Consider the following 21539-nt stretch of genomic DNA (forward strand, 5'->3'; position numbering starts at 1 on the left):
GGCGTAACTAATTCTTCCAGGCCGCTCCGCCAACCCAATCGCCCGCCACACCAAGGAAGTGTTGGACCTCTACGCTGTCCCAAACGCCTGCTCCAAAATAAGGGTCAGCCTCGAAGGTTTGACGCGCTTCGGCTTCGTTTTCAGCCTTGATGATGAGAAGTGAACCGATTGTTTTTCCTGCTTCTTTAAGGGGACCGGCGACTGCGATCTTGTCCATGACGGTCTCGACATGGGCAAGGTGGTCCCTCAAAAGCCGCTCGCGCAGGTTCTCTCCATTGGCGCCGTCCCGGCATAGAAACGCAAACAAAGTCATTGCGGGTTCTCCTTTGGAGGCGTGAAGACCGATGCGTTGATCGGTTCGCCGATAGTGACTGTCTTCCAAAGGACCCTATTGCTCATCACGCCATCGTACAAGAGTGAGACTGAGCGAGCCTGTACCCAACCGCTATCGGGCAGGCGCACAAAGTCATCGTATATCCGCTCATGAAAGCCGCGCGGGCTGTCGAACGCCATGTAGCGGATGAAGCCGCTCTCGATGTCAAACCCGAAGAGGGTCTCTTGCCCGCCGGGGTCGGCGATGCGCACAAGAGTGACGGGGTGGCCTGAGACGTTGCGCGGCGGAGCGAAGCTGAGAGCAAATCCCTCATCGAGCGCTGAACGAATGATGCCAAAGCCGAAATTGTTCGCCCAATAGGCGTCGGCTTGGAGCTTGGGCATGATCCCGTCTTGCGTCCATGTCGTCTCGCCGTCATAGCCAACTTCGAACAGGACGCTGCCCTCGCCGGTTTTGGCGACAATCCGAACCTTGCCGTCTGCGCCATGCGAAACCGTACGCCCACGTTCAAACTCGCGCCACATACGGTAATTGTCGGCAGTGGAGCGGACTGCCCCGGTCGCAGGGTCGAAGAAGGTTGCGGTGCCTGTAAGTTGGAGGGTCTGAGGGTCGATAAAGGTCTCGCCTCCATGCGCTGTAAGTCCGCGTTGAACGACCTCGCTTGGGGTCAGGGGCTCCTCGGCATTCACCGGAATCGCACCAAGGGCAAAAGCCGCGATTAGTGTCATGATCGAGCGGACTATCATTCAGCCAACCTCGACCAGTTCCAACAACTCACCGCCTGCCCCGATCGTGGTTGCAGTCCGGCGTCCCTCATAAAGCGCGCCTTCGCGAGCGGCAGGCGGAGTAATCCACTCGACATCGCAAGCATCAAGGTTGCTCACCGCTAGCGTCACCAGAGCATTTCCCGGCGGCAGATGGCCAGAGTGACGAGGCCTTGGCGTGGTCTCTTGCGGATAGTCATCGACCTCGACAATTGGCATGCGCTCGTGCTGGACCATAGTGATGGTGGTCTGCGTATCGGCGGGAAGGCCAAAGGCGTTGTTGATCATCGAATAGGGCAAAGTGTAATCCGCCCCGCGCGTGAGCCCTACCTTGTTGCTGTACCATTGGGCGCTGGCATCGCGGTCGGGGGTGGCGAGGACGACGATGAAAATCCGGTCCACGGGAGCGCCTGCGCGCGGCAAGTCGGTCCCTGGCATGTCGTTCAAAACCTGATTTAAATAGACCATCTCGCGGCCCGTCCCCAGCACCTGCATCGGGATGAAGGCGGGCTCGATGTTTTCGAGTTTCTTAGGCGGACCGACGATGGTGAAGCCAGCCTCTTCGACCACATCAGGCCAATGCCACACGTTTTCGACCGTGCACTCAAACGCTGCCCAACCATAGCTTCGTGTGGGGAGGAAATCGGGATGGTCTTCTTGTTCGACCAGCCGGAACCAGCAGGGCTCACCGCTTTTGGGGCGCAGCACAGCGTAAGGCGCGCCTGCATTGCCTGCGCAGTCCCAGCTTGCGGCAAGATCATTGGGCAAACCGCCGCGTTCGACCAGCTCAAGCCCAAGACAATCGCGATAGCCGCGCAAGGCCGCTTCGAGATCAGGGACGGTTGAAAGCCCGCCAAGTATGGTCCCGTGCGCGATGCTCATTGGCCGAACTCCGGTTTGCGCTTCTCAACAAAGGCGGTGGTGCCCTCAAGGAAATCGGGGCCAGTGAACGCCTCGCCGAAAACCCGTAGCGTGTCCGCATCGTCAGCGGTCTGAGCGTCCAGAACCCTTCGGACAAAGCCCTTAGTCTCACGGATCGAATGAGGGCTTGCGGCGAGCAGAGCGTTGATGAGGACTTCGGGCGTATCAGTGATCTCTTCGATAAGGCCAATGCGCCTCGCCTCCTCAGCATCAAGCAACATACCGGTGTAAAGCATCCGCTTGGCATGGCCCGGACCGACCAGATCGGTGAGCAGCTTCACATCGTGCAGAGGGTACACAAGGCCAAGTTTCGCAGGCGTAATCCCGAAACGCGCCTTAGCGCTCGCCGCCACACGAAGGTCGCAAGCGAGGGCAAGTCCGCATCCGCCTCCGATGCAGTCGCCTTCGACAACCGCGACAGTAGGTAGCGGCAGCCGCGCTAACTCAAATTGCACCCGGTTGATGGCTTTCTGATTGCGCGCGCGCCAATCGGCATCGTCCTTGTTCGCGAGCAGCTCGGAGATATCCGCGCCTGCGCAAAACGCTCCCTCTGGCTTGGCAGACCGCAGGACCAACACCCGCACGCCCTCGGTCTCGTTCGCCTCAGCAAGCAGCGCAGGCATCGCCTCCCACATCGCCATGTTGAACGCGTTGCGCTTATCCGCGCGGTCGATCAGCAGATTGGCGACCGGCCCCTCGATTTCGAGCCTCAAATTCACGCAGGGTTCTCCGCCATAAAATGCTCGGCAATGCTTTTGCGTGTTGTCACCCAAACGCCTTCACGCGCGCGGACATGCTTGAAAAACTCTTCCAGCGCCCAGATCCGTCCCGGACGACCGATAATTCGCAAGTGAAGCCCCAGGCTCATCATTTTCGGATTGCCCTCCTCGCCCTCGCGATACGCCTGGTCGAAGTTCGCCTTCGCATAATCAAGCCATTGGTGCGGGGTGAGCGCGGGATCGGTCCACATTTTCATATCGTTGTTATCAAGCTGATAGGGGACGATGCACATTGGCGTGCCTGTCGTCTCCCGGTCCCAGAAAGGCACGTCGCCGGAGTAATCATCCATGTGATAGGTAAAGCCCTCTTCCTGCAAGAGCCGCCGTGTGTTGTCGGTCAGCAAATAGCGCGAAAGCCAGCCATAGGGGCGCACGCCGCAGGTTTTCTCAATGGACCGCACAGCCTTTTGGATAAACTCGCGTTCTTGATCCTCATCCATCTTAAACTGATGCACCCAGCGCCAGCCGTGGCTGACCGGCTCATGGCCGAGCTCAACGATGGCCTCGGCAATCTCAGGATGGTTCTCAAGGGAAAGCGCTGCCACGGTCCAACTCGCCATAATGTCATAGCGTTTGAGCAGTTTTACGATCCGGGGTGCGCCGGCTTTGATGCCGTAGAGATAGTTGGATTCATTCGAATAATTGCGCATCTTCGACTTCACGAAAACGCCTAGCTCATCCACTGGCTCCATCCCGCGATCACCGCGCGCGATGGTCATTTCGGAGCCTTCTTCGACATTGACCACAACGCTGAGGGCGAGCTTTGCCCCCTCCGGCCAATCCATGCGTTCTTCGGTAAGAGCCATCAGTGCATCTCCTCGCCGCCGCTGACGTTCAATGCCTCTCCGGTCACATAAAACGCCTCGTCGCTGGCAAGCCAAAGACACGCTGCCGCAGTATCGCTGGGCAGGCCGGGCCGTCCCATCGGATTGCGGGCGCTCATATTAGCAAGGTAATCCTCGACTGTTTCAAAGCCCAGAAGCTTGGAGAAATACTCGTTTTGCCTTGCGCCGAGGCCCGTTGTGACATGGTTCGGGCACACAGCGTTGACGGTGATTCCATGCGCGCCGAGCTCCACAGCAGAAGCGCGGGTGAGCCCCACCATGCCGTGCTTTGACGAAACATAGGCAGGCAGGTGCGGAAAGCCGGTCTTAGCCGCTTGGCTCGCGATATTGATAATCCGCCCGCCATTGCCAGCCTCAACCATAGCGCGCGCGGCGGCCTGTGTTCCGTAGAATGCGCCAGAGAGGTTGACCGCGATTACCTGATCCCACTCGTCAGAAGTGTCGACGTCGAGCAGAGGCTTCATCTTAAAGCCAATGCCAGCATTGTTGACGAAGATATTGACCGAGCCGAAATGCTCTTTCGCCTGAGCAACCAGTTGCTGGCAATCTTCGGCCTTTGATACGTCGCAGGCGATGGTCGCAACCTCGGCCCCGCGCCCGCGCAATTCCTCAGCAACTGCCTCAGCCTCGGCATCAATCGCAAGGTCTGAGACGACACAATTCGCGCCTTCATCGGCAAAGGCCTGTAAAATACCTTGGCCCAGCCCCTTTTGCTTGCCTGAGCCGGTGACGACCACGGTTTTACCTGCGAATTTGCCCACGATTACAAATCCTCGGTCAGGATAAATTGCGGGCTGTCGGCATAGTCCTGAAATGGCGCTGCTTTTGCCTGAAACTCCGGATCCGACACATCGGCGATAAAGGCATCCATATCGGTGATGTCGAGCACCTCGAAATAGGCGTAGGGCGGCGGTGTGTCGGGGTCACCAAAGAGCCCTGTGGCCTTGTGGATCGTGAAGCTAGTGACCGAGGGCAGCGCGCTTGCGGTCGGCACGTCCTTGGTCTTGGCCCACTCTTCATATTCGGCGACATCGGTGCCGGGCTTCAGGTTAAAGGGTACGATAATTCTCATGGGTTTAGTCTCCCTCTTGTGTTTTGGGTGCGCGGTAGGCGCGAAGTTTGTCATCAAGGTGGCGGGCCAGGTGGAAGAGGCCTGCTTCCGCGCCAGCCGCGCCGACGATTTGCACGCCGATGGGTAGGCCGTCCTGTGTCCAGCCAGCCGGAATGCTGATCGCGGGTAGGCCAGCGATGTTTGCAAGACAGGTGAAGTCGGCCTGCGCGGCGGGTTCGGGGTCAGAATGGGAGAAGGCCGAATTGGGGACGGTGGGCATGATGAGGAAGCCATGGGCCTCAACGATGCTGAGCGCCGCAGTGCGGATGGAGGCCAAAATCGCCTGATCTTCTTTCCAATCCTCGAGGGTGCGGCGCGGGCCGTAGGTGAGGAGCTTGGCGAGGTGATCGGAAACCGCGACCCCATCCAAATCCTTAGCCATCAGTTTCGACGTTTCAATAAACCCAGCAAAGCGGATGCGGCTTTGTTTGTGTGCAAGAGAAACCGGCGTTGGATTTGTGTCCAAAACGGCCAGTGCGTTTGTGAATGTCGCGACCACATCGGGCTGCACTTCGACGCCGTGCTCGGTGAGCATTGCGCCCTCGCCGCTGATCTCGCCCTCGCCAAAATCGCTGATAACTCGGCTCGCACGATCTAGCGTATCGAGATCGCGCGCCAAAGGGCCAATGGCGTCAAGACTGGGATCGGCTGGGATAAGCCCCTCTTGGCTCACCGCGTCAGTCGCAGGCTTAAAGCCATAGACCCCGCAATGCGCCGCCGGAATGCGGACCGAGCCCATGGTGTCTGTGCCAAGCGCAACATCGCAAAGGCCCGCCGCCACCGCTGCTCCGCTGCCCCCTGATGAACCGCCTGGGGAATAGCCATCGCGGTGCGGGTTTTGGACAGGGCCAAAGTGCGGATTGTCGGTTTTGGCTCCCAGCGCACCTTCTTCCATGTTCAAAATGCCGGAGATGACAGCGCCTTCTGCGCGAAGTCGCCTCACGACCTCAGCATCAGCCTCGGCAACCCGATCTTCCCACGCACCGATCCCCGCGTGGAACGGCATGTCCTTCACCGCAATATTCGCCTTCACCCCAACGGTGAGGCCCGCGAGCGCACCCTCCCCGCCTGAGGCGCCCGCATCGCGGTAAAGAAAGGCGTTGTAGCGGTCGATCATGGGTTTCCCCTCCCGCTTGCGGGAGGGGCAGTGAGACTTGCGAGCTTGCTCGCTAGTCGCAGCGGGGTGGGCCCACCCCGGCCCCTCCCGCAAGCGGGAGGGGAGAAGTAAGAAAGCGCTGTCCCATCAAACCCCTCGCTCATCGATCAGGCGAAGCGGCTTTTGGCGCTTGTCGATTTCAGTGACCGCAGCCGTGCCACCGGGCTCACAAAGCTGCACTTCAACCTCAACGCCAAGCCCTTGCTTCAGCGTCTCGGCAAGCGCGCCTGCATCTGTTCCACCATTGCTCTCAAGCGTCACGCGCATTGCGTCGCGCCCGCTCGCATCGCGGCTGAGGTGACAGACGTATTCGCCGGTCAGATCAAGCCGGTTCTCAATGATCGCGCCTATTGCATGGGGGAAAACGTTGATGCCGCGCAGCTTCACCATATTGTCGCTGCGCCCACGGAAGCCCGCAATGCGCTTGAAGGCAATTTCGCCGCGCCCATCAAGCTCATGCGTGATGTCGTGGGTGTTGAAGCGGATGCAGGGCGCGATGTCGTCTTTGTAGAGGCAGGTGACCACCATATCGCCGGTATCGCCATGCGCGACGGGCGCGCCGCTGTCTATGTCGAGCAGCTCAAGATATTGGGCGTCCTCCCACACATACATGCCATCACGCTCCGGCCCCTCGCCTGCGATTGAGCCGGTGTCGCCCACCCCGTACCAGTCATAGGCTTTCGCGCCATGCCAAGCGTCTTCGGTTGCCTGCCGGTCTTCTGTGCCCAGGTGTCCGATAATCATGCGAATGTCGATCTTGTCGAAGAGACCTAGGTCTTCGGCTGTGCCTGCCAGTTTGCGCACGTAATCGACGAAGCCAACCACCGCTGTGACGCCAAAATCGGCCATCAATTGCACCTGATTGGCGCTGCGCGTTTCGATCCCTGTGCCAGCGGAGAGGAAGATCGAATTGGTGAACTTGGTGACCGCCTCGCGGATGTAGTGCCCGCCGTTGATCATGCCGTGGCCATAGACCGAGTGAACGACGTCGTCGCTCTCCAGCCCCATCCAGCGGTACATGCGCCCGACCAAAAGATTGCCCACCTCGCGCCCCTTGGGTCCGAACATCAACACCTGCGGTTTGCCGGTGGTGCCGCTGGTCGTGTGGAAGATCACAGGCTCGCGGGTCGCGGGGGCTTCCATGCCGTGAAAGTCGCCATAGGGCGGATGCTCGGCGATGGAGGCCATCAGGTCAGACTTGTCGTAAACCGGCAACTTGGTGATGTCGGCTAGGCTCTTGATATCGCCCGGCTCAATGCCTTTCGCCCCCCATAGACGCTGGTAGAACGGCACCTGCCAGCCCTTGATCATCAACCGCTTGAACTGCGCATCCTGGATCGCGAACAGTTCATCGCGGCTCATGGATTTGTAGCGCGCAACGAACTCCTTTCCGACCGGATAGTCGGCAAGCATCTGTTTATGATCGAGCGCTTCGAAATAGGTTGGAAAGGTCATTGGGGTTCCGTGAAATAGGCAAGAGGGTCATCGAATATGCGGGTGTCTGCATCAGCCGAGGCTAGCTCGCGCGCGAGGTTTAGCTTGGCTTGCGTTTGCTCTGGCGGAAGCGGGTTTTCCGGGCTGCCCAGAGTGTGCTCGACCGGATAGATAATGCTGCTCCCTTCGGCTTTGGTCACCGTCAGGCTTTGCGGGAAAAGTGCGTTGCCGTCGCTGTTGCCATCATCGGTGAGGCGCACTTTCGCAGCGATTGCGGCAAGGTTCGCATCAGCGATGTCGTCAGACGTAAAGCGGCGTGGGTCGATGCGGCCATCGGTAAGCATCAGCGCGCTCAAATAGGGCATGCACAGCCGCGCCCATGCTGGCGACATATCGGGCGAATAAGCACGGTCGACAAGGCGGCGAATAAGCGGTGGGCAAGCAAGTTCAATCTCAGCGACGTCGGCAGGATCGAGAGCCAGTTCCGCGAGCTTGCCAAGCGCTGCATGACTCGCACGGCCTGAGGGGAAAGGCTTGGTGCTGACCTCGGCGATCCGCCAGATGGAGCCCAGATGGTCGGTGTAACGGGTGAGGTCGCCTTCCTCGAACAATTGCAAGTAGCCAAACGGGCCTTCGAGCGGGTCCTTGGGCGCGCCAAAGCCTGCCTTCGCAAGATCGCTCGCCGCGACCGCAGCGCGTGCGGCATTGGCGATTTGGAAGGGCAGGGTTTCGCTGCCCTCAACGTGGGCTTGCATCGTGCCGGCTGCGCTCGAATAGGCAAGGCCGAGCGCATCATCCAGCGGTGCTCCATCAATCCGGGCGACCGCCAGTGCTGCCCCCATCACGCCGCAAATACCAGGGCGGAAAAAGCGCATTGCGCTATCGACACAAAGGCCAAGACCCGAGGCGACATCAACGCCGATAGAAAGCGCCACGAGCGCCTCTTGCGGATCGCATCCCCCGCGCCGGTCGATGACTGCTCCCAGCGCCGCTGTCACCACGCTCATCGCATGCACAACGGCAGGTTCGTGGACACCGTCCCATTCGAGGCAATGCACGCGGTAGCCGTTGACGAAAGCGGCAGATGCGGCGGGGAGCCGTTCTGATGTGCCAAGCAGCCTGCCCTCCTCGCCCGCACCGAAAGTCCGCGCGGTGTGCGCGATGGCCTCCTCGCCCGGTGCGGCGACGGCTGCGGCTCCGATAGCGAGAGTATCACCGAGCAAGCGCACGGCATCATCACGCACGCTCTCAGGAAGCGAATGCTCCGCCCCGGCGAAAGCAAGGATTTGATCGGTCAAGGTCATGACAACCACTCCAAGAGCAATGCGTCGATGGCTTTGGCATCGTCGCCTTGGAGACATAACTCGATCGCTCGATTTGCCTCTTTGTCCGCAATTCCACCCCAATCGCCAAGCGTGTGCATCTTGTCGATGATATGGCCTTTTGAAATTGGCCGTTCAGGATCGCCCAAGGTGTCAGCCAGCTCGAAGCCGTTCACCCTCGCCCCGAAGTGCGCCGGATAGTTTTGAGTGATTTTCGGGTCCTCTGCCACCGACACCTGCGCCCTCAGATCGGCAAGCTCGGCAATCGCAGCTATCGTAAAATCGTCCGGCTTTGCCGCGCGCCCATCCGCCACTACTGCAATCGCATGTTGCAAGGAGAACTTGGCCTCCAGCTCCGTCGCCGGGTCAGGCCGGTCGCAAAATGTCAGCGCATCGCGATAGGTCTCAACATGGAAAGGCGCCCTGAGATCGCCAGCCGACCGCAGCTCCATTGCAGCATCAATCGCAGGGTGGGCGTGACGACAAGCTGCAAAGGGCTTGAAACTAACTTCATGGATCAACCAGCCCCCTTCATTGCCAGCAAGCTCACCTGCGTCCCTCGTCATGGCTGCGAAAAGCCCCTGAGGCCCCTCAAGGATAGCGGCAGGGCCACTTACCCCGGCCCCGGCATGGCGCGCTGCGTCAATCCCGGTCCGTACCGCGTGATATGTGTGCCACTGCTTGGTAAGCACATCGTCGTGCCGCATATGCCAAAGTCCGCCTGCAACCGAACCCGCATTGCCCAGCGCATGGGTCATTTCCTCTTCGTTGAGCCCAATCAGCGAACCCGCGGCCGCTGTCGCTCCAAAAACGCCTGCTGTCGCGGTAGGGTGCCAATTTGCATAGTGATGCGCGTCTAGCGCCGAACCGATAGCGATCACGGCTTCATAGCCACGCACAGCCCCTTCGAGCCGCTCGTCCATCGACGCATTGGCAAAAGCCATCGACGCTGACCACACCACCGGCCCTGGATGCAGAAGCGCGGTGCGATGCACGTCATCCATCTCGAGCACATTGCCAAGGTAGCTCGCACGCTCCCATCCGTGTTCAAACAACTTGGCCGCCGCCTTCGCAGCCGGCGACTGCCGCGCTCCTGCAACGCACGCCAACCAGTCAAGCAAGTGCATTCGTGCACGTGACTTCTCGCTTTCGGTGACAGGACGCGCTAGGCGTTTGGAAAGTTGCGAGAGCAGCGGATCACTCATAAGACGTGCCCCACCGTGAAGATTCAATTGTTTTTGGAAAACGGAGTTTGAGTTGGCTGATGCCACCGCGCCATTGAAGAACAAAAAGACGCCGCGCTATATGCAAGTGGCGAGCGAATTGCGCGAGGCGATCCTTGGCGGGCGCTTTGAAGATGGAAAGCCATTCCCGACGGAAACTTCTTTGTGCCGAGAGTATGATGTCAGCCGTTTCACCGTGCGTGAGGCATTGAAACGGCTCGAAACCGAGGGCCTCATTGCGCGCCGGCGTGGATCGGGAACCACTGTCCAACCAGCAGCAGCTCGCGGCGGTGCGCTTCACCAGCCTTTGTCGAATGTTGGCGAGCTTCTCCAATATGCCCGCAATAGCGAAGTGGTCTACAAAGAGACCGGAGACGGCGCTCTTCCCACTCAAGTTGCCGAGCAGATTGGCGAGGACACCACGGGCAGCTGGCGCAGCTTTCGCGGCACTCGAAGGCAGGCTGCCGAGGCGTCGCCCATCGCTGTCACCGATGCGTATTTTCACGAAAACCTCGGAGACGCCATCGATCGACTTGACCTTGCAGCTGGCACTTTGTTCAGCCAAATCGAGCAATTGGCAGGCGTCACCATCGGGCGCGTGACCCAGGATATTCAAGCGATTGCTGCCAGCGCTGAAACCTCTGCAGCGTTGGGGATCGAGACGGGCGCGCCAGTTTTGCGGATTATCCGCTGCTATCTCGACACTGCTGGCAAGGTTTATGAGATTTCGGTCAGTCACCACCCAGGGGACCGCTTCGCCTACGCGATGCATATCGACCTGGATAGCTGACCCGCTCATTTTTGCCCCAACCCCGGCACCGCGCCGGGTTTCCATTCTTCGCCAGCAAAACGGATCGCAGGGGCAATGTGATTGCCGCCGCCCTTTGCCTCTACGATCAGCCCGCGTTCAGCGATGTGCGGCTCGTCAAGGGCCTCACGAAAGTTGAGGACAGGCGAGAAAGCGACATCCTTATCGGCGAACCACTCTACCCACTCGTTGCGGGTTTTGGTGGCGAAGGTTTCGCGCAAGAACGCAATAAGCTCGCCCTGTTCGCCTGCGGGTGCTTCAGCGAGCGGCAGGAGGTCGAGCCGGTCCAGCGCGGTCAGCAGATTGTTCGCAAACTTGATCTCACGCCCTCCGAGCGCGACATGCTTGCCGTCTGAGGTTTCGTAGACCTGATAAAAGCCAGCCCCGCCAAGCGAGCGTTGGGATTGCGATACGGGGCTTGTCCCCCCTGCAATCGCGCTGCCAGCGGTGTGTGCGCACCATGGCACTAAGCTGTCAAACATCGCGCAATCGATATAAGCGCCCTCGCCTGTTCGGTCGCGCCCGATAAGCGCCATGAGGACGGCGGATAATGCGGTGAGCCCAGCGGCGAGGTCCGCACTCGGGGCTCCGGGGACCACTGGCGTTCCGTCCGGGCCATCGTTGACCGCTAGGAAGCCTGCGAGTGCCTGCACCGCCATATCGTGTGCCGGGTGATGGGCAAGCGCGCCGTCCTGCCCAAAGGCTGATATGGAGCAGTAAACGATGTCAGGCTTGATCGCTTTCACGCTGTCATAGTCGAACCCAAGCCGCTTCATCACGCCGGGGCGAAAGCCTTCGACAAAGACGTCTGCGGTCTCGATTAGCTTGCGCAAATCTGCTTTGCCGTCCTCAGACTTAAGGTCGAGCACAACGCTCTTCTTGCCCCGGTTGAGGTTGGCAAACCACACCGAATGTTCCTCGCCGCCATAGGTATCGAACGGCGCTTGCTCGCGCGCGGGGTCTCCGTGGGCGGGTTCAACTTTGATGACCTCGGCGCCCTGGTCGGCCATCATGACGCTCATCATGGGGCCGGGGAGAAACTGCGAAAGATCGACAACCCGAATGCCGGAAAGCTTGCCCATAACCCCTCGAATTCCCCTAACCTTGTGGTGGTTTAGATCACGCCAGACTTGCGCAGGTCCGTGATCGCAGCTTCGTCATAGCCCAGCTCTTCGAGAAGCGCATCGCTATCCGCCCCAAGTAAAGGCGCTGCGCGGTTCGGCAAGCGCTCTCCGTCGAATTTGAGTGGGTTTGCAAGCACATTGAGCTGCGGATTGTCCGGATGCTCCACTGTGTCGCGCATCCCGATGGTCTCAAGCCATGGGTTGTCGAGCGCGCCACCCAATGAGTGCACTGGCGCAACCGGCATAAAACCGCCGAGCAGCTCCTGCCAATACGCCATAGGCTCTTTGCCGAATTCTTCATCGAGCACTGCGGTGAGCGCATCGCGATTGGCTAAACGGTCAGGATTGCTCGCAAAGCGTGGATCTTCGCGCAAATCCTCGCGACCGATGCGTGTGGTCAGCACGTCCCAGAACTTGGGCAGCTGACACATCACAAACATCCAGCCGTCTTTGGCTTTGAACATCTGACTTGGCGTGGCGGTCGGGTGAGCGCCGCGCGGGGTGCGCTGCGTCTCATCCTGATGGTTCATATACCACAGCGCAGGATAGCTCGTCTGATGCACCGCAGCGGAAAGCAAATCGGTATCCACATCGCGGCCCTTACCCGAGCGCTCCGCATCCACCAGCGCGCCAAGCAAGCCGATGCAAAAGATCGTGCCAGTGATGAAGTCGACCATGGAAAGACCCATGCGCTGAGGCTCCCCGCCGGGCTCTCCCGTCACCGCGCAATAGCCAGCTTCCGCCTGCATCAGGTAATCATACCCCGGCCATTTCGCGCGTTCATTGTCGCGGCCATAGGCGGAGAGGTGCGCACATACGAGCGCGGGGTTGGTGTCTTTCAGTGATGCGTAATCAAGCCCCAACCGCGCTGGCAAATCGCCGCGCATATTGTTGGCGACCACATGGCAGGTCTTCGCCAGCTTGTGCAGGATCGCCTGCCCCTCATCGCTGTTCAGATCGAGGGTGAGCGAGCGTTTGTTGAGATTAAACGCGTTGAAATAGGTGCTTTCACCTTTGCGAAGGTAATGCGGCCCCACCATACGCGCTGTATCGCCGCCGCCGCGCCTTTTGCCGTCTTCGCCAATCTTCCCCGGTGGCTCGATCTTGATGACCTCTGCGCCCATCTGGGCCAAGAACATCGTGCCATAAGGCCCCGCACCGTATTGCTCGGCGCTGATGATGCGGTAGCCTTTTAGCGGGAGATGCGACACTTAGATCTGGTTCTCTTTAAGGTGCTGTTTGGCGATAATCATCCGCTGCATCTCGTTGGTGCCTTCCCCAATGCACATGAGCATAGAGTCGCGGTAATAGCGTTCGATATCGTACTCTTTGGAGTAGGAATATCCGCCGTAAATGCGCATCGCTTCTTGGCTGTTTTCGACCGCTGCTTCGGAGGCGTAGTATTTGGCAATCCCCGCCTCTTTGTCGCAACGCTCGCCCTTGTCATACGCGACGGAAGCATCGAGTGTCAGCAGCCGAGCAGCGCGGGCCTTTGTGACCATTTCGCCTAGCTTCAATTGGATCGCCTGGTGCTGCGCGATAGGCTTGCCCATGGTCTCGCGTTGCTGCGCGTATTCGGTGGCGAGGCGAAGCGCGCCTTCGGCAAGACCCACGCCCCGCGCCGCGACGTTAATCCGGCCAAGCTCAAGCCCGCCAGTCGCTTGAAAGAAGCCCTGCCCTTCAACACCGCCGATCAGCTGGTCTGCGGGGACAACATAGTCCTCCATAATCAGCTCAGCGCTGTCGATCGACTTATAGCCAAGCTTGTCGAACTTCTTACCCGTAGAGAGCCCCTCTCGCTTGTCTGCGATGAAGAGGCTCATGCCCTTATAGCGTGGGTCAGCATCGGGATCGGTCTTCACCAGCATGGCGAAGCAATCACCGTTCAGCGCGTTGGAAATCCACGTCTTAGTGCCGTTCAAGACATAGTCACCGTTCTCATTCTTCGTCGCCACCGTGCGGATCGCTTGAAGGTCAGTCCCCGCATTAGGCTCCGTCAATGCGAGCCCGCCACGGATTTCGCCGGTTGCGAGCTTGGGAAGCCAGCGCATCTTTTGCTCAGGCGTGCCGAACCGCTCAACAGCCGCTGCCATGATGAGGTGCGAATTAAAGATGCCAGTGATCGCCATCCAGTAGCTGGAGATGCGCATCACGATCTTGGCATAGGTTGTCGCGGGCAGGCCAAGACCGCCATATTCCTGTCCGATGGTGGCGCCAAACAGGCCCATTTCAGCCATCTGATGCACCAATTTTTCAGGCCAGATATCGCCGTGGTCGTGCTCTTTGATGACAGGGATAACATCGCGTTCAAGCCACCGGTCGATGGTGTCCATAAACGCCTGTTCGTCTTCGGGAGAGATCGTGCGGATCTGGTCTTCGAGAATTGCTGCGGTTGCCATAATGCTTATCCCTTAGGCATGAAATTCGTATGATTTGATAGAGGGTTATTCGTCGAGCCCGCCATGGCCACGCCGCCACACAAGGACGGTGCGCTTATAATGGCTAACCATCTCGCCATGCTGGTTCTTGGCGATGGTTTTGAAAGTTACGATGCCTTGTTCCGGGCGGCTTTTGCTCTCGCGTTTTTCGAGCACTTCGCTCTCGCAATAAAGCGTGTCGCCGACGAACAAAGGCTTGGTCATGCGCACCTCGTCCCAGCCAAGGTTGGCGATTGCCTTCCCGCTGGTGTCTGAGACGCTCATGCCGGTCATCAGGGCAATCGTGAAAGGGCTTACCACGAGGGGCTTGCCGAATTCGGTGTCTTTGGAAAGCTCATAGTCGAAATGCGCCGGGTGCGTGTTCATGGTGAGGAGCGTGAACCACACATTGTCCGCGTCCGTAATCGTGCGACCCGGACGGTGTTCGTACACGTGACCCTCGACGAAATCCTCAAAATAGCGGCCCTGCACTTCGCGGAAACGGCCCGGAGCCACTTCGATTACACCATCACGCATTGTCAGTTCCTTCTGCACGCGCAAGAACAGCGCGGTATTTCTTCACAAACGGCGCTTCGAGCATTTTGCCCTTGAACCGGATCGCGCGCCCACCACCCGCTTCATAAGCGTCAATCGCCTCGCGCGCCTCGGCCACTTCCGCATCGCTTGGCGCAAAGGCCTGACGGATGGCTGCGATCTGGCGCGGATGAATGGCGGCCTTGGCGTAGAAACCAATTGCGCGGGCACGTGCGCACTCCTGTGCAAGCCCCGCTTCATCATCAAGCTTGATGTAAGGCACATCAATGAGCGGTTTGCGCGCCTCAGCGCAGGCGAGGACCATCTGCTGGCGCGCGGCGAGAAGCGGTTCCCACGCAAGCTCAACGCCGAGTTCACCAGAAAAATCACCGCCGCCAAACATCATCGCCGTCACAGCATCATGACTGGCAATCTCGAGCGCGGCGCGCAGACCTTTTGGCGTTTCGATCAGCGGGATGAGTTCGGGGCAATCTTCACCAAGCGCGCCCACCACCACATCAATCTCAGCCAGCGCTTCGACCATCGGCACAAGCAGAGTGCGCGGCATAACGCCGGTCTCACTCAGCGCCGCCAAATCGCGAACACCTTCCGCCGTTGTCACCGCATTAATGCGAATCGCCCAGCCTTCGCCAGCCCCAGACGCTGCCGCCGCCTCGATCTGTCCCAAGGCCGCCGAACGGGCGCTGATCTTATCGTCAGCTGCCACTGCGTCCTCAAGGTCAATCACTGTAAGGTCAGCGCCGCCCGCCTTCGCCTTCGCAAAACGGTCTTCGCGCGATCCGGGGACAAACAAAAGGCTGGCGGCTGTAAACATAGGCGTTAATCAATGGTCCTCTTAAGGCGAGCCGATCATCGGCCGAAATTCAGACTTCACAATTTGTCCGGACAAATCTAAAGTCAAGCAAGAAGTGACAATTTGTCCGGACAAATTTCGTTGCCGGCAGTCTTTTGGAGGGATTTTATGAAACTCAAACACGCACTTTTGGTTGCAGCGGGGCTTTTTGCAGGCACAATCGGTCTGTCCACGCCTGCATCAGCACAAATGCTCGATCCTTCCAAGCCCGAAGACGCAGTTGAGATTTCCAAGCGCCTGCAATGCGGTGTTTCTGAAGACGAGCCAGCGGTTTATCATTGGTCAGGCAATATCTACGGTCGCACGCCCGGCGAGCGCGATAAGCTGCTCTTCTGGGGCGAAGGAATGAACATCCGTCGGTGTGTTGAGGTCACTGATCCGACACGCGGGACAGGCTGGCGCATGATCAGCCGCGAGATAATGCTGATGCTCGATCCCAAGACCCGCGAAGTGGTCGACACATGGGAAAACCCGTATTTGGGCAAAACCGTAAATGTGATGCAGATCCACAATGATCCGGTGAACGGCCGCCCAAACTTTCCAAAAGGGCGCGATGGATCGCCTTACACACTCTCCACCATGCGTGAGAGCGGGCCGTTCGTGTTCGTGCCGTTTGAAGTGCCGCTGTTCTACCCCAACCCATTGGCGGGCGATTATCAGCAGTTTGTCGGCAATTCCTATCACGCGATGGAAATCTTCGACTTCGCAGCGCTCAAAGATGAGCTTTACGACACCTCAAAGCCGACCGCTTATCCGATGATCAGCTGGGTGCGGATTTCGCCTTGGGCTCCGTGGATGGAAATGGGCGGGCGTCCGGGTCAGATGGTGTTCAACGCTATGGGCCGCAAACTTCCCGGCGGTTTCGAAGAACTCCCCAATGTGCTCAAGGACGAAATTCGCGAGAATTATCCGATTTATGAGCAAGCTCCGCCAAAGGATGACACGCGCCCCAACGAGACGACTTGGACCAAGTTCAAGCTTCTAACCGACCAAGCGCGCGCCGCTAAAGCGGAAGAGAACAAGGGGTCTGAGCATTCCGGACATTGATCCATTGCCCTTCCGCAAGCCCACACGGCGCACGTTCCTAGCGGGGACATCGGCTGCGATCCTCGCAGGCGCTGCGCCGCGTGCGGCATGGGGAAAGACGCAGGTTGATGTTGCAATCATAGGGGCGGGCCTGGCTGGGCTAAATGCGGCGCGGATTTGCGAGGCGGCGGGGCTTTCGGTTGCTGTTCTGGAAGCAGATGACCGCATTGGCGGGCGGCTTCACACACTGGACGACATGCCGGGCAAACCCGAGGCTGGCGGCATCCAAATCGGCACTGGCTACAAGCGGCTCCACGCAATCGCAGGCGAGCTTGGCGTTGGCCTTTCAAGCGATAGCGGCGCTGGCGCTGGCCGGGTACAGACGCCGGGCAATCTCTATTGGATTGGTGGACAGCGTTACACGGCTAGTGAGTGGACGACGCAAGGGGCAGGACCTCTCGCTCCCTCCCTTTCGGTTGAACCTGCAAGGCTGTTGCGAAGATTTGCAGGCGGGCTGACGCAGTTTGAAAGCCCTAGCGATTGGCTGACCGCAGAGCCGTTTTCGGACGTGTCGGTCAAACTGGCTCTTCTCAAAGGTGGGGCTGACCAAGAGGCGCTTCGCCTGATCGAAGCCAACTTCAACGGCAATTCGCTGGACAGCATGTCGCAGCTGCATTTGGCGCGGTCCTTCGCGATTTTCCGCGCTGGAGCGGGCCCTGTTTCGACGGTCGATGGCGGCGCGCAGCGCTTGCCAGAGGCGATGGCAGGCGCGCTCAAAACCGAAGTGCAAACCCGTAGACGGGTGAGCAGTATCCATGAGACCGGAGACGGCGTTCGCATCTCCTATTCGAGCGCGCCTGCCCTTTTCGCCCGCCACGTGATCTGCACCATCCCCTTCGCCGCTCTGCGATCCATGCATGTGCGGGGAAACATCGCACCTGAGCTGGCGCATATGATCGGCGCGCTGCCCTACACACGGGCGAGCTTCATGTACCTTACGGCGAGCGAACCTTTTTGGCAGTCCGACCCCTTCCCAGACACGCTTTGGACCGACGACCCGCTTTTGGGACGGATTTTTGTGCTGTCTGATGGCTCAGGAGACGCGCCGCCCATGCTCAAATTGTGGACCACGGGCGCGGGCGCGGATTACCTCGACCGGCTCCCGCAAACAGTCGCCGAGGCGGAAGTTATCGCTCGGCTCGCAAAGGCGCGCCCCTCATCGGTGGGCAAGATCACATCCGCTTCCCGGTTTAGCTGGCAACACAATCCTCATGCGCGCGGCATCTACCACCATATCGGCACCGGAATGACTGCTACCCATGCCGCCGCAGTCCAGTCGCAAGGCAAACGCCTCCATTTCGCTGGCGAGCATTTAGCAATTGAGGCGAGCGGGATGGAAGGCGCTCTGGAAAGCGGTGAGCGTGCTGCACGCCGGGTGCTTGAGCTAAGCGCTTAGTCAGGGCGCATAGAAAAGGGCGGGAAGCCATAAGCCCCCGCCCCGTTCCACAACAAACCGAAAGTCCAGGTGGGACACGCCCACGCGGACCCCTCCTAACCTAGAACTGGAACCGCAGCACTGCGCCGAAACGGCGGCTCAGTCGGTTGTTGTATTGGAAACCGCGCGATTGGCCTGCCCCGGCAAGCTCGAACGCGTTCTGGATCACCGTGCCGCCAACGACAAAGCTGCCATTGCCGTTCGACGGATCGATAAAGCGCAACACGCCAAGCGGTGCGTCTTCATTGGTGAGGTTTTTCGCATAAAGCGCGAGGCTGGTGTTATCGCCAATGTTGAAAGTGATGCGCGCATCAAGTTCAAACGAGCTGCCCGTTTCTGCCAAGTTCTGCACCTGTGCAAAACGGCTCGACAAATAGTTTCCGTTGATCGCAAAGACGGCTGAGAAACTGTCGCTAAACACCGCTTCATAATCAGCAAAGAACGATGCCTGATGGCGGGCCTGACGCGGCAGTTCCTGACCAATCAGAGAATCGTCACCAAACACCAAGCCTTGTGTCGCTTCTGCACCAGAGGTGAAGCTTGTGTCTGTCCAAGCATAGGTGCCGCCAATCGCAAAGCCAGGAAGCGCATCAGGCGAGAAGACCGTGTCGATCTCAAGCCCGTAAATATCGACATCGCCAAGGTTTGCCGTGACAGAGCCCGTGGTGCTGTTCGCGCCCAGAGCCGCCAAGTTTTGCGTCAGCTGATAATCCTTCAATGCGGAATAGAAGCCCGCAATGTTGAAGACCCATTGGCCATCGGCAAAGACATTCTTCGAACCGATCTCATACTGCCACACCGATTCCTCATCGAACGTGCCAAAGCCGAATTGGAAGCCTTGCGCGCCGTTAAAGCCGCCCGGCTTTGTGCCGCGTGCAGCGCTTGCGTAGATGAGGCTGTCTGGACCTGCTTCAAAGTCGAGGATGAAACGCGGCGTGATGGCGTCGAATGAACCGCTCACATCGAAAGGCGAGCCATCGCTAAGCGTAGAGAGGCCTCCACCCGCACGGTCAAATACCCGAAGGCGCTGCGTTTCATTCGCGTACCGCAGTTCCGCAGTTGCCGTCAGCCTGTCCGACACATCGAACGCGACCGAGCCAAAGATCGACGCGTTTTCAATCGTCAGCTCTTCGGGATCGGGTGGTGAGAGATCAAGCGGGCCTGCTGCGTTAAACGCGAAGAACCGACCAAACGCTGCTGCGATTTCCTGAAGCGCTGCGGCTTCGTTTGCAAGAAGGGCCGCTTCACGCTCAGGCGTAAAGGCATCAAGCAACACATCGTCTTGCTCTTCATTACGGAAGTAATAGCCGCCCACACGCCAGCGGAATGCGCGATCCTGAGGCGAGTCCAAGCGAATTTCAGCAACATAGGTCTGCTGAAGATCGTTGTCGTTGGTGGTGAAATCAAACGGGATCAGGCCAACGCCTGCGCCCACTGGACCTGCTGGAAACGGCCCAAAGATCCGGGCAATGCCAAAACTCTCTGGCTGACCATCGCTATCAAGCAAATCGCGGAAGCGCTCGCGCGTGTAGCCCACGGTTGAGACGAGAGTGTATTCGCCGATTTCGAACTCATTGTTCAAAGAGACGAAGAATTCCTCGCGCTCAATACCGCCGCCTTCGCCGATCACATTGGGGATCTGCGGCGCACCGCTGGGGTTAGGAGCCGCCGTTGGCACTACGCCTTGGAAAAACGGCTGTGTGCCGCCAAGCTGCATTCCGCCAGGGACGTTCACATTGAGGTTCTCAAACCCGAGAAGGCCAATGGGGAAGTGACCGTCATCGTCTTCGTTGTAGGCCACGCGGATCTTGCTGGTCCACCCTTCAGTCGGGCGGATTTCCAAGGTGCCGCCGACGCTGATCGAACTTTCATTACCCACTGATGGGTTCAAATTGGTGGGGATATCAAACTCGCTTTTGAAGTCGTAAACCCGTGCGGCAAGAGAGAAGAACACCTTGTCTTCAATGATGGGCCCGCGAATATTGCCCAGTACTTCATAAAGGTCATCCTCGCCCACTTCGACGCTTAGCGATCCGCCAAAATCATTAGTCGGCTGGCGCGTGGTGATGTTGATCGCACCTGAGTAGGTGTTGCGTCCGAACAGCGCGCTTTGCGGGCCTTTGATAACCTCAATCGTGTCAATATCACCAAAGTTGAGACTGCGGATCGACTGGGTCACGTTCACATTGTCGATAAAGACCGAAACGCCGCTGTCGCCCAGAATGTTGGCCTGACCACGAATGATTGGGCGGTCAAATTGGCGACCAAAAGGCGTATCGAAGATGAAGCCCGGTGTCCGGCGAGAGATGTCTTCGATGTTCGAGATGCCCTGCTCAAACAGGTCTTCAGATGTGAATGCGGTCACCGCAATCGGCACATCCTGAATGCTCTCTTCAGTCTTACGCGCCGTCACGATGATGACATTGCCATTGTCCTCGGCGACGGTTTCTTCCTCAGCATCCTGAGCCAGCACCGCGCTAGGTGTCATGACGGTAGCCGCGAGCAATGCACCGCGAATGAGCGTTCTCATAGTCTTCCTCCCTTTAATGCGGCCAGTTCCCGTTGCGCCGCATACTGTGTCCCTTCCCCCTATTTCTGGCGAGGCACAAAAATTTGTCCAGACAAATTTTCAAAAAGATGTGCATTGCCGTGCGCAATGATGCTTCAAAGCAACGGCTTTGCATTGCCCAAAAAGGCGGTGATGAGCAGCAAAAGGTAAACCGCCCAGACCCAAATCCGCGTGCGATCCATAGTGCGTCGCAGAGGAATTTCAGTCTCGTCGCTTGATCCCTCCTCCAGCACGGCAGTGAGCTGCGCACCTACCGGCTTGAAGGTCACATCGATCATGATTGCGGCAACAAAGATGATGCCAAAAAGGAGCGCTTTCAGAGCAAGCCAATCTGGAACAAGCGGCACATCAAGCCAAAGACTTTGCGCGCCAAGCCAAAGATAAAACCCTCCGATAAGCCAACGAAGCCAACCCTCCACTCGCCGATTGCGAGCTGCTCTTGGTGTTTGGTCGTGACGATGAGAATCCCAGACTAGCCATAGCCAAAACAAACCGACAACCCAGGCTCCCCAAAGAAGCGGTGCAGGCACAGCCCACCAATTGCCCATATCCACGACACTTAGCGACAACGGCACCATCAGCGCCCAGGCGCTGCGTGGGACCATGTCGACTTCGACCAACAGTTTGAGAAGGGCGATCCGCTGATCGAGCGTATAGTCCGCGCGTCTCCGAAAATGCTGGCCCAACACGAACACGCCAACATCCGCACCCAGCCACAGCACGAACAATAAGAGGTGCGCATACACAAGCGCAGGATAGGCATAGTCAAACATCGGCGCTCTTTCTCCTTTGATAAACTGTTG

At 58.7% G+C, this 21539-nt stretch carries 21 protein-coding genes; 3 read left to right on the plus strand and 18 right to left on the minus strand.

Annotated features, from left to right (window positions below):
* Nucleotides 1-7: 7 nt before the first annotated feature.
* From AC0V61_RS02455 to AC0V61_RS02505, 11 genes are all read right to left on the minus strand, one after another.
* On the minus strand, nucleotides 8-313 hold the full coding sequence (locus tag AC0V61_RS02455; protein WP_486155686.1) for a YciI family protein: 306 nt from the start codon (nucleotides 311-313) through the stop codon (nucleotides 8-10).
* Nucleotides 310-1062, minus strand: coding sequence for a hypothetical protein (locus AC0V61_RS02460; protein ID WP_486155687.1), 753 nt, complete (start codon nucleotides 1060-1062; stop codon nucleotides 310-312). Before AC0V61_RS02460 ends, AC0V61_RS02455 begins: the two co-directional genes overlap by 4 nt.
* A gap of 18 nt (nucleotides 1063-1080) precedes the next feature.
* Entirely contained in the window at nucleotides 1081-1980 is a 900-nt protein-coding gene (locus AC0V61_RS02465; protein ID WP_486155688.1) for a VOC family protein, read from the minus strand.
* Entirely contained in the window at nucleotides 1977-2738 is a 762-nt protein-coding gene (locus tag AC0V61_RS02470; RefSeq protein ID WP_486155690.1) for an enoyl-CoA hydratase/isomerase family protein, read from the minus strand. The genes AC0V61_RS02465 and AC0V61_RS02470 overlap by 4 nt, the downstream gene beginning before the upstream one ends.
* On the minus strand, nucleotides 2735-3604 hold the full coding sequence (locus tag AC0V61_RS02475) for a polysaccharide deacetylase family protein (protein ID WP_486155691.1): 870 nt from the start codon (nucleotides 3602-3604) through the stop codon (nucleotides 2735-2737). The genes AC0V61_RS02470 and AC0V61_RS02475 overlap by 4 nt, the downstream gene beginning before the upstream one ends.
* Complete coding sequence (locus tag AC0V61_RS02480; protein ID WP_486155692.1) at nucleotides 3604-4404, minus strand: SDR family NAD(P)-dependent oxidoreductase; 801 nt, start codon at nucleotides 4402-4404, stop codon at nucleotides 3604-3606. Before AC0V61_RS02480 ends, AC0V61_RS02475 begins: the two co-directional genes overlap by 1 nt.
* A gap of 2 nt (nucleotides 4405-4406) precedes the next feature.
* Entirely contained in the window at nucleotides 4407-4715 is a 309-nt protein-coding gene (locus tag AC0V61_RS02485; RefSeq protein WP_486155693.1) for an REDY-like protein HapK, read from the minus strand.
* A 4-nt stretch (nucleotides 4716-4719) separates the two neighbouring features.
* Nucleotides 4720-5871 carry an amidase gene (locus AC0V61_RS02490; RefSeq protein WP_486155694.1) on the minus strand — a complete coding sequence of 384 codons (1152 nt, stop codon included), beginning with the start codon at nucleotides 5869-5871 and terminating at the stop codon, nucleotides 4720-4722.
* A 126-nt stretch (nucleotides 5872-5997) separates the two neighbouring features.
* Nucleotides 5998-7365 (minus strand): phenylacetate--CoA ligase family protein, encoded by a 1368-nt coding sequence (locus AC0V61_RS02495; RefSeq protein ID WP_486155695.1) that lies wholly within the window; start codon nucleotides 7363-7365, stop codon nucleotides 5998-6000.
* Nucleotides 7362-8648: an MmgE/PrpD family protein gene (locus AC0V61_RS02500; RefSeq protein ID WP_486155696.1), complete on the minus strand. Its 1287-nt coding sequence runs from the start codon at nucleotides 8646-8648 to the stop codon at nucleotides 7362-7364. Before AC0V61_RS02500 ends, AC0V61_RS02495 begins: the two co-directional genes overlap by 4 nt.
* Nucleotides 8645-9871: an MmgE/PrpD family protein gene (locus AC0V61_RS02505; RefSeq protein WP_486155697.1), complete on the minus strand. Its 1227-nt coding sequence runs from the start codon at nucleotides 9869-9871 to the stop codon at nucleotides 8645-8647. The genes AC0V61_RS02500 and AC0V61_RS02505 overlap by 4 nt, the downstream gene beginning before the upstream one ends.
* A 52-nt stretch (nucleotides 9872-9923) precedes the next feature.
* On the opposite strand from AC0V61_RS02505, the gene AC0V61_RS02510 reads away from it, so the two are divergent.
* Nucleotides 9924-10679, plus strand: coding sequence for a GntR family transcriptional regulator (locus tag AC0V61_RS02510; protein ID WP_486155698.1), 756 nt, complete (start codon nucleotides 9924-9926; stop codon nucleotides 10677-10679).
* A 5-nt stretch (nucleotides 10680-10684) separates the two neighbouring features.
* Here AC0V61_RS02510 and AC0V61_RS02515 read toward each other — a convergent pair whose 3' ends face one another.
* From AC0V61_RS02515 to AC0V61_RS02535, 5 genes are read right to left on the minus strand one after another with little or no spacing between them, the layout of a single operon-like run.
* Nucleotides 10685-11779, minus strand: a complete 1095-nt coding sequence (locus AC0V61_RS02515) for a CaiB/BaiF CoA transferase family protein (RefSeq protein ID WP_486155699.1) — start codon at nucleotides 11777-11779, stop codon at nucleotides 10685-10687.
* A 32-nt stretch (nucleotides 11780-11811) separates the two neighbouring features.
* Nucleotides 11812-13032 (minus strand): CaiB/BaiF CoA transferase family protein, encoded by a 1221-nt coding sequence (locus AC0V61_RS02520; protein ID WP_486155700.1) that lies wholly within the window; start codon nucleotides 13030-13032, stop codon nucleotides 11812-11814.
* A complete protein-coding gene (locus AC0V61_RS02525) occupies nucleotides 13033-14220 on the minus strand; it encodes an acyl-CoA dehydrogenase family protein (protein ID WP_486155702.1) in 1188 nt (395 codons plus the stop codon).
* 45 nt (nucleotides 14221-14265) lie between these two features.
* Nucleotides 14266-14775, minus strand: a complete 510-nt coding sequence (locus AC0V61_RS02530; protein WP_486155703.1) for a MaoC family dehydratase — start codon at nucleotides 14773-14775, stop codon at nucleotides 14266-14268.
* On the minus strand, nucleotides 14768-15607 hold the full coding sequence (locus AC0V61_RS02535; RefSeq protein WP_486155704.1) for an HpcH/HpaI aldolase/citrate lyase family protein: 840 nt from the start codon (nucleotides 15605-15607) through the stop codon (nucleotides 14768-14770). The genes AC0V61_RS02530 and AC0V61_RS02535 overlap by 8 nt, the downstream gene beginning before the upstream one ends.
* 147 nt (nucleotides 15608-15754) lie before the next feature.
* Between AC0V61_RS02535 and AC0V61_RS02540 the strand changes: the two genes are divergently transcribed.
* Both AC0V61_RS02540 and AC0V61_RS02545 read left to right on the plus strand, forming a co-directional pair.
* Nucleotides 15755-16693 carry a DUF1838 family protein gene (locus AC0V61_RS02540; protein ID WP_486155705.1) on the plus strand — a complete coding sequence of 313 codons (939 nt, stop codon included), beginning with the start codon at nucleotides 15755-15757 and terminating at the stop codon, nucleotides 16691-16693.
* 4 nt (nucleotides 16694-16697) lie between these two features.
* Complete coding sequence (locus tag AC0V61_RS02545) at nucleotides 16698-18128, plus strand: flavin monoamine oxidase family protein (protein ID WP_486155706.1); 1431 nt, start codon at nucleotides 16698-16700, stop codon at nucleotides 18126-18128.
* A 100-nt stretch (nucleotides 18129-18228) separates the two neighbouring features.
* Here the strand turns inward: AC0V61_RS02545 and AC0V61_RS02550 are convergent, their stop codons facing one another.
* Nucleotides 18229-20697 carry a TonB-dependent receptor gene (locus AC0V61_RS02550; protein ID WP_486155707.1) on the minus strand — a complete coding sequence of 823 codons (2469 nt, stop codon included), beginning with the start codon at nucleotides 20695-20697 and terminating at the stop codon, nucleotides 18229-18231.
* Nucleotides 20698-20831: 134 nt separating this feature from the next.
* The gene (locus AC0V61_RS02555; protein ID WP_486155708.1) at nucleotides 20832-21509 is read right to left on the minus strand and encodes a hypothetical protein; all 678 of its coding nucleotides are present in this window, start codon (nucleotides 21507-21509) and stop codon (nucleotides 20832-20834) included.
* Nucleotides 21510-21539 lie beyond the last annotated feature (30 nt).

Source organism: Erythrobacter sp. JB1-4, assembly GCF_057365025.1.

Excerpts from the sequence above, each read along its gene's own strand:
- AC0V61_RS02455 (WP_486155686.1), bottom strand. The coding sequence starts at position 313 with ATGACTTTGTTTGCGTTTCTATGCCGGGACGGCGCCAATGGAGAGAAC.
- AC0V61_RS02460 (WP_486155687.1), bottom strand. The coding sequence starts at position 1,062 with ATGACACTAATCGCGGCTTTTGCCCTTGGTGCGATTCCGGTGAATGCC.
- AC0V61_RS02465 (WP_486155688.1), bottom strand. The coding sequence starts at position 1,980 with ATGAGCATCGCGCACGGGACCATACTTGGCGGGCTTTCAACCGTCCCT.
- AC0V61_RS02475 (WP_486155691.1), bottom strand. The coding sequence starts at position 3,604 with ATGGCTCTTACCGAAGAACGCATGGATTGGCCGGAGGGGGCAAAGCTC.
- AC0V61_RS02485 (WP_486155693.1), bottom strand. The coding sequence starts at position 4,715 with ATGAGAATTATCGTACCCTTTAACCTGAAGCCCGGCACCGATGTCGCC.
- AC0V61_RS02490 (WP_486155694.1), bottom strand. The coding sequence starts at position 5,871 with ATGATCGACCGCTACAACGCCTTTCTTTACCGCGATGCGGGCGCCTCA.
- AC0V61_RS02495 (WP_486155695.1), bottom strand. The coding sequence starts at position 7,365 with ATGACCTTTCCAACCTATTTCGAAGCGCTCGATCATAAACAGATGCTT.
- AC0V61_RS02500 (WP_486155696.1), bottom strand. The coding sequence starts at position 8,648 with ATGACCTTGACCGATCAAATCCTTGCTTTCGCCGGGGCGGAGCATTCG.
- AC0V61_RS02505 (WP_486155697.1), bottom strand. The coding sequence starts at position 9,871 with ATGAGTGATCCGCTGCTCTCGCAACTTTCCAAACGCCTAGCGCGTCCT.
- AC0V61_RS02515 (WP_486155699.1), bottom strand. The coding sequence starts at position 11,779 with ATGGGCAAGCTTTCCGGCATTCGGGTTGTCGATCTTTCGCAGTTTCTC.
- AC0V61_RS02525 (WP_486155702.1), bottom strand. The coding sequence starts at position 14,220 with ATGGCAACCGCAGCAATTCTCGAAGACCAGATCCGCACGATCTCTCCC.
- AC0V61_RS02530 (WP_486155703.1), bottom strand. The coding sequence starts at position 14,775 with ATGCGTGATGGTGTAATCGAAGTGGCTCCGGGCCGTTTCCGCGAAGTG.
- AC0V61_RS02535 (WP_486155704.1), bottom strand. The coding sequence starts at position 15,607 with ATGTTTACAGCCGCCAGCCTTTTGTTTGTCCCCGGATCGCGCGAAGAC.
- AC0V61_RS02540 (WP_486155705.1), top strand. The coding sequence starts at position 15,755 with ATGAAACTCAAACACGCACTTTTGGTTGCAGCGGGGCTTTTTGCAGGC.
- AC0V61_RS02550 (WP_486155707.1), bottom strand. The coding sequence starts at position 20,697 with ATGAGAACGCTCATTCGCGGTGCATTGCTCGCGGCTACCGTCATGACA.
- AC0V61_RS02555 (WP_486155708.1), bottom strand. The coding sequence starts at position 21,509 with ATGTTTGACTATGCCTATCCTGCGCTTGTGTATGCGCACCTCTTATTG.